Here is a 12,402-nt window from a genome sequence, read left to right as displayed (position 1 = left end):
GAGCCGGGCGCGTGGCGACGCGTTCTTCTCCACGGCGCCCCCCTGCCTGTCAGGCGCGCATCCACCAGCAATCGATGGCATCCAGCACGATGTGGATCATCAGCCCGATCCCGAACAACCGTGTTTTCTTCGGTACGCACAACCCGGCGTACACCGCGATCGCGGGTGCGGTATGCAACGGATGGAAACCGATGCTGCAGCGGTTCGGGGCGTAGATCGGATCGGCCAGCAGGTGATCCAGATCGATGATCCAGCCGAGCAGCATCAGCACCCAGGCGGACAGGAAGCGCTTGCGCCAGAACATCCACGCCAGCACCGCCGGCACGGCCGCGTGCAGGAACAGATGAAAGATCGCGCGCGTGCTCATGGCGGTTCCGGGTACCTTGGAGTGACCGCCGGGCAGTGCCCGGCGTTACGGACAGCCAGGTGCGGCCTGAAGGCCGTCACCCGCCGCCACTGGCTTATGTCAGCGGCTCGTCGGACAGGTAGGTGTAGCCGGTCAGGCCGGCTTCCAGTGCTGCGGACAGTTCCTGCGCGCGCGCCGGCGACAGTTTCGCCGCCGCCACCCGTGCGGCATAGCTCGCGCGCAGGTCGGCCAAGCTGTAGCCCACGTAATCCAGCATCACATCGGTGGTGTCACCGCGGCGCTGCTGGGTGATCGCGTAGCCATCGGCATCGGCCAGCACTTCCACCGCATCGGTATCGCCGAACAGGTTGTGGATGTCGCCCAGGATTTCCTGGTACGCCCCCACCATGAAGAAGGCGATGCGGTAGCTCTCACCCGGCTTCACCGCGTGCAGCGGCAGCGAGGTATCCAGGCTCTCGTTTTCGACATAGGTCTTCACCATGCCGTCCGAATCGCAGGTCATGTCCGCGATGATGCCGCGGCGCTCGGGCTGCTCGTTCAGGCGCTCGATCGGCACGATCGGGAACACCTGGTCGATCGCCCAGGCGTCCGGAATCGATTCGAACACGCTGAAGTTGACGAAGTACTTGTCGACCAGGCGTTCGTTCAACTCGTCCAGCGCCGGGCGATGGCTCTTCTCGTCATAGCTCAGGCGTGCACGCACTGCGTGGGCAATGGCGTAGAACAGGTCGTCGATGCGGGCGCGCTGCGGCAGGTCGATCTGGCCCAGCGCATAGCTGGAGAGGCCTTCGGCGTGGAAATGCTGCGCTTCCTGGAATAGCTCCACCGCCGGGCGCTCGTCCAGCTCGGCATGGATCTCGCGCAGGTGGCGGATCGCCGCCGGCTCGTCGTCGTGCTGGTCCGGCACGCGGCCTTCCTGCGCCTCTTCCACTTCGGAGACGTTGGCGATCAGCACCGCGTGGTGCGCGGTCATCGCGCGGCCGCACTCGGTCACGATCCGCGGCGGGGTCAGGCCATGTTCTTCGCAGGCATTGGCCAGCGGCTGCACGATGTTGCTGGCGTAGGAGTTCAGGCCGTAGTTGATCGAGCAGAAGCTGCGCGAGCGGGTGCCTTCGTAATCCACGCCGAGGCCACCGCCGACATCCACGTGGGTGATCTTGGCGCCCAGGCGCGAGAGCTCCACGAAGTAGCGGGTGGCTTCGCGCATGCCGTTGGCGATGTCGCGCACGTTGGAGATCTGCGACCCCATATGGAAATGCAGCAGGCTCAGGCAGTCGGCGTACTCGGTATCGCGCAGCGACTTCCACAGGTCCAGCAGCTGGCGCGGGGACAGGCCGAACTTGGCCTTGTCGCCACCGCTGTTCTGCCACTTGCCGGCGCCCAGCGAGGCCAGGCGCATGCGCACGCCCAGGCCCGGCTTCACGTCCAGCGCCTTGGATTCCTCCAGCACCAGCTTCAACTCGGAGGGCTTCTCGATCACGATGAAGGTCTGCAGGCCCAGCTTGCGGCCGATCAGGGCCAGGCGGATGTACTCGCGGTCTTTGTAGCCGTTGCAGACGATCAGGCCGCCCGGGCGCGAGAGCGCCAGCACGGCCATCAGCTCGGGCTTGCTGCCCGCTTCCAGACCGAAGCCTTCACCGTGGTGGCTGGCCAGGGTGCCGGCCACGCCGCGGTGCTGGTTGACCTTGATCGGGTATACCGCGGTGTAGCCGCCGGGATAGTCCCAGTCGGCCTGCGCCTGCGCGAACGCGGCCTGCAGCTTGCCCAGGCGCTGGCCCAGGATGTCCGGGAAGCGCACCAGCAGCGGCAGCTTGGCGCCGGCCTCGCGGGCGGCGTCCACGATCTTGGGCAAGGACACCACCGGGCCGTCCTGGCCAGTCGGTCTCACCACCATGTGTCCTGCCTGATCCACGTCGAAGTAACCATCCGCCCAATGCGGAATCGAGTAGGTCTTGCGGGCTTGGTCGAGGGACCAATCGGTCATTTCAGTGGGCCTGGTTGGTAAAAAAAGGGGGTGCATGATAACGCCTATGTGGCGACAGCTCCGTTATCATGCGCGCCCGCGCCCGTGCTCAGGCTTGAAACCTGAACGGGCCAACCCGTCCGGACGTGGCTTGCGCCACGCGGCACCGCCGCCAGCCCGGCTCCAACACCCCTCCGAACAGGACTGCTATTCCATGACTGACAACAACAACTGGTACATCGAGCACTTCGAGCGCACCGGCTCGGCCATCGGCTACCGCCTGACCGGCAAGCTGGACGAAGTGCAGTCGCCGTTCCAGAAGATCGAGATCTTCGCGACCAGCGACTGGGGCAACCTGATGACCATCGATGGCGCCATCATGTTGACCAGCAAGGACAACTTCTTCTATCACGAGATGATCAGCCACCCGGTGCTGTTCACCCATGCCGCGCCCAAGCGCGTGGTGATCATCGGCGGCGGCGACTGCGGCACCCTGCGCGAAGTGCTCAAGCACCAGGGCGTGGAGAGCGTGACCCAGTGCGACATCGACGAGCAGGTCACCGTGATGGCCCGCAAGCACTTCCCGGAACTGTGCGACTCCAACGACGACCCGCGCGCCGAGCTGATGTTCGACGACGGCGTGGCCTACATGGCCAACTGCCCGGCCGGCAGCGTGGACGTGGTGATCGTCGATTCCACCGACCCGGTCGGCCCGGGCGAAGGCCTGTTCAACAAGGCGTTCTACGAGAGCTGCTTCAAGGCCCTGAAGGACGACGGCATCCTGGTGCAGCAGTCCGAGTCGCCGCTGATGCAGCTGGACCTGATCAACGAAATGCGCGCCGAGATGGGCAAGGCCGGCTTCGGCTCGTTCAAGACCCTGCCGTTCCCGCAGCCGTGCTACCCGACCGGCTGGTGGAGCGTCACCCTGGCCCGCAAGGGCGAGAGCAGCTTCGATTTCCGCCAGGCCGATTCGGCCGCCAAGTCGTTCGATACGCTGTACTACACCGCCGCGCTGCACACCGGCGTGCTGGTGACCCCGCCCTTCGTGGCGGCGGCCCTGAAGGGCTGATGCGTTAAGCGTCGGTGTCGATCGTTGCCGCGCTTCGCGCGGCCAGCCGACCAACGGTCGGCTCTACCGGTCGCCTTCGGCCCGGGTGTTGATCGGCCGGCCCCGGTTGGCCTTCGGGCCCGGCGTTGATCGGCCGGCCCCGGCAATGAAGGGGTAGGCACCGACCGTTGGTCGGTGCGCCCTGAAACCGCGATGCATGCGGACAAACCAAAAACCCGCGCTGGCGACAGCGCGGGTTTCTTGTTGCTCAGATCGCCCAGATCCCGGCGATCACCGCCACCACCAGGCCCCACTTGATCAGCTGGTAGGCCACCACGCTGCGCTCGCGCAGCGCCTTGGCTTTCAGGCGCACCTTGTAGACGCTGCCGAAGGCCTTGTTGACGCCACCGGTCGGGTCACCCGGCAGGTTCGGCGAGGCGCCGCCGGCCAGCAGCGTGGAGGCCACCGCACGGTTGAACAGGCCCGGCAGGCCGAAGCGCAGCGGGCGCGCGATATCGCAGAACAGGATCACGCGGTCGTCCGGCGTCTCGTTGTGCGCGTGGTGGATATAGGTCTCATCGAACATCATCCACTCGCCATCGCGCCAGCTTTTCCTGATGCCGTCCACTTCGATGTAGCAGCCATCATCGTTGGGCGTGGCCAGGCCCAGGTGCAGGCGCAGCGAGCCGGCGAAGGGATCGCGGTGCGGGCGCAGTTCGCTGCCCGAGGGTAGCTGGGCGAACATCGCCGCGCGCACGTCCGGCAGCGATTCCAGCAGCGCGGTGGTCTTCGGGCACAGCGCCTTGGCCGAGGGGTGGGAGGGGCCGTACCACTTCAGGTAGAAGCGCTTCCAGCCGCGGCGGAAGAACGAGTTGAAGCCGGCGTCGTTGAAGGTGCTGGAGGCGGCGATCTTGTCGGCATCGCGCAGGGCCAGCGCTTCGTCGCGGATCATCTGCCAGTTGCGGCGCAGCGGCTCGAGCTGCGGGAACTCCTTGCCCGGGTCCAGGAAGGGCGTGGTCGGCACCTTCGAGAACATGTACATGATCACGTTGATCGGGGCCATGAAGCTGGAGTGGTCCAGCAGCTGGCGCGACCAGCGCGCACGCACCTTGCCGCGGAAATGGATGTACAGCACGCAGGCGATGAACAGCCCTGCCAGCACGATCTTGATCATCAGTCTTCCTCCGGCATGGCCGGACCCGAAATGGTGGGGGCGATGCACGGCAGCGACCGGCATCGAAAGGGCGGCAGAAGGCGGGGACGTGCCGGGGAGGGGCGGCCGCCGATGTCGCAAGCAACAGCATATGGTCGGCAGCGCCCGCGTCGCGGTCAAGCACGGGCTGGGCGGCATTCAGCGCGGCGTGGCTGAACGGTCGGTCCCGGCGGTCGCCTGCTGGCATCGCCCCGTGCCTGGATCGGCCGCGTCCACGCGGCCGGTACCCGGCTCGCCCGACCAGACGTTCCGGTAGACGCACGGCTGCCATGCCTCCGCTGCACTCTCGGACGTTCGCCGACAAGCTGCTGATTTAAAACGACATTATCGCAAACGATACAAGATTGTCCGCTTCAGCGCGACGAACTGTTCCACGCCGCGCTACGACATTTCTCCGACATTCTCTGGATTCGTGTACTGGCGAGTACTAAAATTAACGAAATCTTTAGTTCCCACAGCAAGCAACACCGGTACGCCTGACGCATTGCGCCGACCGCCGGGTCGCACAGACCCCTATGAACACAATCGTTGCCTCGTGTGTCGATGACACCGCCCCCGCCGAGCTGCTCAAGCGCGGCGAACGCCTCCTGGAACCCGACGTCTACCGGACCTGCCTCAACGGGCAGCCGGCCGTGGTCAAGGATTACACCCGTTATCGCGGCACCCCGCTGTCGCCGATCGCGCGCCTGCTGGTCCGCCGCGAAGCGCGCATCCTGCAGCGCCTGAGCGGCTGGAAGCATGCGCCCGCCCTGCTCGGCACCATCGGTGGGCTGGCGCTGGGCATGGAATTCATCCCCGGCCAGACCCTGAGCGCGGCCCAGTCGGTCGGCGTGGAGGTGTTCGAGCAGCTGCAGTACGCACTGACCCGCCTGCACGCGGCCGGCATCACCCACAACGATCTGCACGGCACCAACGTGATGGTCAGCGGTGGTGTGCCGGTACTGGTGGATTTCACCTCGGCCTGGCGCAGCCCGCGCTGGCTGCCGGTGCACCCGGTCTCGCGCCAGCTTCGCCGCAGCGACATGAAGAACCTGCTGAAGATGCGCCAGCGCCTGACCGGCGAGCGGCCCAGCGCCTCCGAGGTGGCCCAGGTGGCCGATCCGCGCTGGGTGGCCGGCGTACGCGTGGCCTGGAAGCGCTTCTACCGCTGGTTCAAGGGCCACGCCTGACAGCGCGCCTCCATCGGCAAGCCGGCGCGCGTTACAGCGCGTCGGCGTCCAATTCACCGGTGCGGATGCGCACCACGCTGCCCAGGTCGTACACGAACACCTTGCCGTCGCCGATCTTGCCGGTGCCGGCGGCTTTGACGATGGCTTCCACCACCTCCTCGACCTGGCTGTCGGTGACCGCCACCTCGATCTTCACCTTGGGCAGGAAATCGACCACGTACTCGGCCCCGCGGTAGAGCTCGGTGTGGCCCTTCTGCCGCCCGAAGCCCTTGACCTCGGTGACCGTGATCCCGGTGACGCCGCGCTCGGCCAGCGCTTCGCGCACATCGTCGAGCTTGAACGGCTTGACCACCGCCATGACCATCTTCATCCGTCTGCACTCCTGTCTCTCAGGCTGCGAGGATAACGCCTGTCCGCCGGTGAACGCGATGCGCGCGGTCAGTGCCGCCGGCGACGTGGCGGCTTATCCTTGGCGCATACCCCGCGGAGCCGCACCATGATCGACCTCAACCACCTCGATGACCTCGCCCGCCGCCTGAGCGACATGGTCCCGCCGGGCCTGCGCCAGTCGCGCGAAGAACTGCAGGCCACCTTCAAGACCGCGCTGCAGGCCGGCCTGGGCAAGCTCGACCTGGTGACCCGCGAGGAATTCGACGTGCAGCGTGCGGTGCTGCTGCGGACCCGCGAGAAGCTGGAGGCGCTGGAGAAGGCGGTGGCCGAGCTGGAAGCGCGTGGCGGGTCGGCTGCGCCCCGGGACTGAGCCAGGCTCGGACTGCGCGTTGCTTACGCGTCCTGCAGCACGAACCGCTCGATCGCCAACGCCACGCCATCTTCGGCGTTGGTCGCGGTCTGGAAGCGCGCGGTCTGCTTGACCGCCGGAATCGCGTTGCCCATGGCGACGCTGGTCCCGGCGAACTGCAGCATGGTCAGGTCGTTCTCCTGATCGCCGACCGCCATCACGTTGGCCCGGTCCACGCCCAGGTGCGCGGCCAGCTTCTCCAGGCTCGACCCCTTCCCCGCGCGGTGATCGAACACTTCCAGGAAGAACGGCGCGCTCTTGAGCACCGCGAAGCGGTCGGTCAGTTCCGAGGGCAGGCGCTGGATGGCGGCATCCAGCACGGTCGGCTCGTCGATCATCATCAGCTTGATGAACTGCATGGCCGGGTCCATGTCCGCCACCCGGCGATACGACAACGGCACATTCGACAGGTGCGAATCGGCCACCGTGTAGATACTGATGTCCTGGTTGGGCGTGTACATGCGCCGCCCATCAAGCGCCTGGAAGTGGATGCCGAGCTCGCGTGAGATCCGCTCACAGAACACGAAGTCCTCGAAGCTCAGCGGGAATTCGACCACGCGCTGGCCGCTGCCGATGTTCTGGACCAGCGCGCCGTTGCAGGCGATGCAGTAGTCCTGTTCGCTCTGGATACCCAGCTGCTGCAGGAACGGCGCCATCCCCGACACCGGGCGACCGCTGGCCAGCACCACCTGCACGCCCTGCGCGCGGGCGCGGGCGATGGCCTGCATGACCCGGGGCGTGAGCGTGTGTGCGGGATCGAGCAGGGTCCCGTCCATGTCGATGGCGACCAGTTCGATGGGGCCGGAGCGATGGTGCATATCCATGGTGTTCGACGGCGTGGTGCGTGGGGGCATCCAGTCTAGCGGCAGTGCCTGACAGGAGGGTGGCACTTGCCTACCGCGCGGCGCGGGAAATGCTGATGGAGCGGCCGTGCATGCGCTGCCATTGTGGTCGGCATGCCGCAGCCCCTGGAAACAACCGCATGAGCCTTGCGCTGGTGCACAGCCGTGCCCGCGCCGGTGTCAAAGCCCCCTACGTGCGGATCGAGGTGTTCCTGTCGGGCGGACTGCCGCACACCCAGATCGTCGGGCTGCCGGCCGCAGCCGTGCGGGAATCGCGCGACCGCGTGCGCGCCGCGCTGATCTGCGCGCGGTTCGAGTTCCCACAGCGGCGGATCACCATCAACCTGGCGCCCGCCGATCTACCCAAGGAAGGGGGTCGATTCGACCTGGCCATCGCGCTTGGCATCCTCGCCGCCAGTGGTCAGATCGACGCGCAGTCGCTGGACAAGTATGAGTTCCTGGGCGAGCTGGCCCTGACCGGCGAACTGCGCGGTGTTGACGGTGTCCTGCCGGCCGCGATCGCTGCCGCCCGGGACGGCCGGAGCCTGATCGTCGCGGCCGCCAACAGCGAAGAAGCCGCACTGGCCCAGCATGCCGATGTGCGCATCGCCCGCACCCTGCTGGAGGTCTGCAGCGCCCTTGAGAGTGGAACGCTGCCCCCCGCCGTGGCCGCTGACCCACTTCCGGTCAGCATTCCCGACCTGCGCGACGTGCGCGGCCAACTGCAGGCGCGCCGGGCGCTGGAAGTGGCAGCAGCCGGCGGGCATCACCTGTTGCTGCTCGGCACCCCCGGCTGCGGCAAAACGCTGCTGGCTTCGCGTCTGCCCAGCATCCTGCCGGCGGCCAGCGAGCTTGAAGCACTGGAGGCCGCCACCATTGCGTCGTGCAGCGGCCAGGGCATTGACGCCGGGCGATGGCGACAACGGCCGTACAGGGCGCCACACCATACCGCCAGCGCGGTGGCGCTGATTGGCGGCGGCTCGCATCCGCGCCCGGGCGAAATCTCGTTGGCGCACAACGGGGTGCTGTTTCTGGACGAACTGCCCGAATGGAGTCGGCACGCGCTGGAAGTCATGCGCGAGCCGATCGAATCCGGGGTGGCCGTGGTCAGCCGCGCGGCCCGTACCGAGCGCTTTCCCGCGCGGTTCCAGCTCGTTGCGGCGATGAACCCCTGCCCGTGTGGTTGGGCCGGCGATCGCAGCGGTCGCTGCCTCTGCACCGAGGAGGTCATCCGCCGCTACCGCGGGCGCGTTTCCGGGCCGCTGATGGACCGCATTGACCTGCATGTGGAAGTGCCGCGGCTGGACCCGCGCGAGCTGCGTGATGACGCGCCGCTGGGCGAGGACAGTGCGAGTGTTCGCGCCCGTGTAGTCGCGGCACGAGAGGTGCAGCTGCAGCGCAGTGGAAAGGCCAATGCCCAACTGCTGCCATTCGAGCTGAGCGAGCATTGCCGGCTGTCGCGGGAGGATCAGCAGCTGTTGGAAAATGCCGTGGAGCGGCTGCAGCTGTCAGCGCGCTCGATGCATCGCATTCTGCGGGTGGCCCGGACGCTGGCGGACCTGGATCATGCCGAGGAGATCAACACTGCGCATGTGGCGGAGGCGGTTGGGTATCGGCAGTTGGATCGGGGTGGTGGGACGTGATGCGGGACACGTCGGCGGAGTCCGATCCACCAACGTGCCGGCAGCCGGCCCAGCCGTCAGGCGGCTAAGCGGCCACAAGATTCACACCGGGCCTGAATCTGTCACTGAGGGTACCGTCCACGATGTGTACGTTCCTGGTCGCCTTCAGGGCGAGATCAGGATCATGGGTGACCATGATGATCGTGGCGCCGCCAGCGTTGATCTCCTGCAGCAGCTCCATGACCGTTCGAGCCATCTCAGCGTCCAGATTGCCTGTCGGCTCATCCGCCAGCAGGAGCCGCGGGTGGCCAGCCAACGCTCGCGCGATGGCTGCGCGCTGCTGCTGCCCACCAGACAGTGCGCCTGGAAAGTGATGCATTCGGGAACCCAGGCCGACACGCTGCAGTACGCGGATGATCCTATCAGTGCGCTCTTTCACGCCGAGTCCGCGATATCTCAAGGGCACATCGACATTGTCGTAGAGTGTCAGATCAGGGATCAGATTAAAGCCCTGGAAGATGAAACCAATCTTTTCGTTCCTGATCCGACTTCGATTGCCGTCACTGAGCCTGGACACATCCCGGCCATCGAGCGTGTACGTACCCGCCGTCGCCCCTTCCAAAAGCCCGGCAATATTGAGCAATGTGGACTTGCCGGAGCCCGAGGGACCGGTGACAGCGAGGAACTCCCCTTCGCCTACGTGAAGGTCAAGCTCCCTCAAGGCATGCGTTCGCACCTGTTCGACCTGAAACACCTTGCTCAATCCCTGCATTCTCAACATCTTCCACCTCGCGCGTGGGGAGACGCCTTGCAAGCGCCCGTAGATCGATTCAGAACGACCGGATCGCCTGAACAGGCGTGATCATTGATGCCTTCAGCGCCGGCGCAAGTACTGCGACCTGGCCGAGTATCCATAGCGCCATGGCGCCAAGTGGCAGGTAGATGGCGGGCAGCCTGGGCAGTTCATAGAAGCGCATCAGCCCCAGATTCAGTCCGTAGGCCAGCACCAGGCCCGCGGCGACACCGACGCTCACGATCAGGAAATTTTCGATCTGGAAGTAGCGAAGCACGTCCCATCGTGTTGCTCCCAATGCGCGGCGGATCCCGATCTGCTTGCGGCGCTGCTCCACCCAGTAGCTCGCCAATCCCCCGATGCCGAGTGCAGTAGCACCGAGGAGCGCGGCGATCACGCCCGCCAGAAGTCCCATCATCACCGTGGCGCCATGGAGGAACTCTGTACGGAGCTCAGTCAACGTTCGACTGGCGGATTGATCGAAGACCACATCAGGGGCGGCAGATGACACCACCCTTGCCACCTGGCCAAACACCCGCGGGAGATCGTCGGGCATTGCTCGAACGACGTAACGTCCTGCAAGGTATGGCCCCGGACTTGCCGGCACGAAGAGAGACCAATCATTTCCCAGAGCCTCACCGCCGCCGGGTTGGGAAATGATGAGATGCTCGACGACGCCGATGACAGTGAATCGCGTCTCCAGCGCCCACAGGCTCCGCCCCACGGCGCTCTGGCCGGGCCAATAGCGCTCTGCCAATTGTTGGGTGATCAGCACGGGCGCATTCGAAGGGACGTACTGAACAACAGGCGTGTACTCAGCCGGCTCCGGCATCCTGCCCGCGACAAGTCTCAAGCGCAACGCCTGGAGCGCAGCGGAGTCTCCCAGGTAGAAATCCAGCACGCCACCAGGTTGCTCCAGCGCCTCGTCGGTGCTCACCCCGGCCCGGATGCCCGGCTCTCCAAAAGGCACAGCGCTTATCACCCCCACCGACTCGACACCGGGAATCGCCCGGAGGGCACTCATCACACGGGCATTGATGTCATTGGCGTTGTCCGAGCTGAAACCAGAGAGTTGAACGACACCAAGCGCAGACTCCTGAATCCCGCTGTCCAGATTCAGCGCCCGACGTCTTTCCATGAACATGAAGATCGCATTGCAGAGCACTGCGCATGCCAGTGCAATCTCCGCTGCTATCAGAAACGTGGCCATTCGATGCTTTCGCAGGGCGGCGACGATGATTCCAACTTGCATGATGGACTCCGCTATAGCAGCTTCAATTGGGCCACTGGCTGGATCGAGCTGGCCCGGTAGGCCGGAAGGGCACCGGCCAGCAAGCTGCTCACCAATGACAGGACGAACGTAGCGATGAACATGGTGACGTCCAGGCGTATCAGGTCCGCGTATGCCACCGGCTGGATGCGAATCGTCCATAAGGCGAACAGAGTCAACAGCAGGCCAGCGACGCCACCAATGATGCCAATGACCCCCGCCTCTACCAGGCACTGCGTAAACACCGCTGTCCTGCTCGCTCCCAGCGCCCGCCGCAGTCCAATCTCGCCGCCATGCCTCATGAACTTGGCCAGCAACAGGCCGACGACATTCGCCAGGCAGATGATGAGAAAAGCGAATGACAGAACGGCCTGAACTTTCACATCACTGGGTACGACGCGATTGAAGTCCAGCCACTCCATCAGCGAGGGCATACGAGTGTTCTGGTCATGCGCAATACGACCCAGGCGCTTCTGCTCGCTGGCATAGTTGGCGAGATAGCGACGATAGTTTGCGACCTTCTCCCGACTGCCAAGCTCCACCCAGACACCGACCGCCACGCACGGTGACCCCTGCAGGACGCCAGTGCGCTCTGGGGCGGCCCAGCAGGTAAATGGCTGGAAGTCTCCTTCGTTTATCTCAAGGCTCGCTGACATCGGGAGAAAGACATCATCGGCCGCGCCATAGAATCCCGAGGTCTCGCCACCAGAGAAGCGACCACCCCGGATTTTGTAGAACAGGGGCGCAGGGCGCCAGGGCTTGAGTACACCTATTACCTGCAGTTTTGTATCTTTGACCCTGAGGGTCTGACCGACGCTGTCACGACCTCCGAACAGTTGCTGATTCAGGCGATCGGATATGACCACTACCCGGCTGCGCCGCCCATCATCCTCCTGCGTCCACGCTCGCCCGTACTGAATCGGGACCTCGAACATCGGGAAGAAGTCCGCTGTGGTCGAAGTCGAAGACACCATCAATGAAACGGTACCGGCCAGGTCTGATCGGACTTTTACCGGGCTCGACACGACCATCGTCTGCCTGTCGGCCTGGCCGGACGACCACAGATCGTGGGCAGTCCGGTAATCCAGCACGTCATATGGCTCGCGTCCTTTGGAAGCAGGGTTCACATCGACCTGAGGGTAGAAGATGCGGGCACTCTTTCCCGGAAGTGGATCGCCCGACAGCAGGTGCATGACGGTCAGCGTAGCCATGCAGGCACCAATGCCGACGGCGATCGCCAGGACCATCAGTCCGGTGACGACCTTGCTTCTCGCTGCATTGTGCAGAGCGACCTTGACGTAGTAGAGAAGCATCAT

12 protein-coding genes are annotated in these 12,402 nt (G+C 65.2%); 4 read left to right on the top strand and 8 right to left on the bottom strand.

The features are described from left to right. Positions 1 to 49 precede the first annotated feature (49 nt). Complete coding sequence (locus AC07WC_RS10535; protein WP_495209960.1) at positions 50 to 367, bottom strand: DUF6122 family protein; 318 nt, start codon at positions 365 to 367, stop codon at positions 50 to 52. A 94-nt stretch (positions 368 to 461) separates the two neighbouring features. After that, complete coding sequence (gene speA / locus AC07WC_RS10530) at positions 462 to 2,351, bottom strand: arginine decarboxylase (protein ID WP_495209959.1); 1,890 nt, start codon at positions 2,349 to 2,351, stop codon at positions 462 to 464. A gap of 193 nt (positions 2,352 to 2,544) precedes the next feature. On the opposite strand from speA, the gene speE reads away from it, so the two are divergent. Further along, positions 2,545 to 3,399, top strand: coding sequence for a polyamine aminopropyltransferase (gene speE / locus AC07WC_RS10525; protein ID WP_495209958.1), 855 nt, complete (start codon positions 2,545 to 2,547; stop codon positions 3,397 to 3,399). 247 nt (positions 3,400 to 3,646) lie between these two features. Here the strand turns inward: speE and AC07WC_RS10520 are convergent, their stop codons facing one another. Beyond that, a complete protein-coding gene (locus AC07WC_RS10520) occupies positions 3,647 to 4,552 on the bottom strand; it encodes an aspartyl/asparaginyl beta-hydroxylase domain-containing protein (protein WP_495209957.1) in 906 nt (301 codons plus the stop codon). A 554-nt stretch (positions 4,553 to 5,106) separates the two neighbouring features. On the opposite strand from AC07WC_RS10520, the gene AC07WC_RS10515 reads away from it, so the two are divergent. Further along, positions 5,107 to 5,760 carry an RIO1 family regulatory kinase/ATPase domain-containing protein gene (locus AC07WC_RS10515; RefSeq protein WP_495209956.1) on the top strand — a complete coding sequence of 218 codons (654 nt, stop codon included), beginning with the start codon at positions 5,107 to 5,109 and terminating at the stop codon, positions 5,758 to 5,760. A 31-nt stretch (positions 5,761 to 5,791) separates the two neighbouring features. Here the strand turns inward: AC07WC_RS10515 and AC07WC_RS10510 are convergent, their stop codons facing one another. Beyond that, positions 5,792 to 6,130 carry a P-II family nitrogen regulator gene (locus AC07WC_RS10510; protein ID WP_019185257.1) on the bottom strand — a complete coding sequence of 113 codons (339 nt, stop codon included), beginning with the start codon at positions 6,128 to 6,130 and terminating at the stop codon, positions 5,792 to 5,794. A 126-nt stretch (positions 6,131 to 6,256) separates the two neighbouring features. Here AC07WC_RS10510 and ubiK point away from each other — a divergent pair, with 126 nt between their 5' ends. Further along, positions 6,257 to 6,520, top strand: a complete 264-nt coding sequence (gene ubiK / locus AC07WC_RS10505) for a ubiquinone biosynthesis accessory factor UbiK (RefSeq protein ID WP_495209955.1) — start codon at positions 6,257 to 6,259, stop codon at positions 6,518 to 6,520. A 23-nt stretch (positions 6,521 to 6,543) separates the two neighbouring features. Here ubiK and yidA read toward each other — a convergent pair whose 3' ends face one another. After that, positions 6,544 to 7,383 (bottom strand): sugar-phosphatase, encoded by an 840-nt coding sequence (gene yidA / locus AC07WC_RS10500; RefSeq protein ID WP_495209954.1) that lies wholly within the window; start codon positions 7,381 to 7,383, stop codon positions 6,544 to 6,546. A gap of 158 nt (positions 7,384 to 7,541) precedes the next feature. Here yidA and AC07WC_RS10495 point away from each other — a divergent pair, with 158 nt between their 5' ends. Continuing rightward, the gene (locus AC07WC_RS10495; RefSeq protein ID WP_495209953.1) at positions 7,542 to 9,044 is read left to right on the top strand and encodes a YifB family Mg chelatase-like AAA ATPase; all 1,503 of its coding nucleotides are present in this window, start codon (positions 7,542 to 7,544) and stop codon (positions 9,042 to 9,044) included. A gap of 64 nt (positions 9,045 to 9,108) precedes the next feature. Here AC07WC_RS10495 and AC07WC_RS10490 read toward each other — a convergent pair whose 3' ends face one another. From AC07WC_RS10490 to AC07WC_RS10480, 3 genes are all read right to left on the bottom strand, one after another. Next, entirely contained in the window at positions 9,109 to 9,804 is a 696-nt protein-coding gene (locus tag AC07WC_RS10490; RefSeq protein ID WP_495209952.1) for an ABC transporter ATP-binding protein, read from the bottom strand. Positions 9,805 to 9,853: 49 nt separating this feature from the next. After that, positions 9,854 to 11,068 carry an ABC transporter permease gene (locus AC07WC_RS10485; RefSeq protein WP_495209951.1) on the bottom strand — a complete coding sequence of 405 codons (1,215 nt, stop codon included), beginning with the start codon at positions 11,066 to 11,068 and terminating at the stop codon, positions 9,854 to 9,856. Positions 11,069 to 11,079: 11 nt separating this feature from the next. Further along, positions 11,080 to 12,402: ABC transporter permease (locus tag AC07WC_RS10480; RefSeq protein ID WP_495209950.1), on the bottom strand; the 1,323-nt coding region annotated here is incomplete at its 5' end.

The organism is Stenotrophomonas sp. GW821-FHT01H02A, assembly GCF_059422145.1.
Note: the sequence above shows the minus strand (reverse complement) of the source record. Positions and strands in the feature narration are given on the sequence as shown.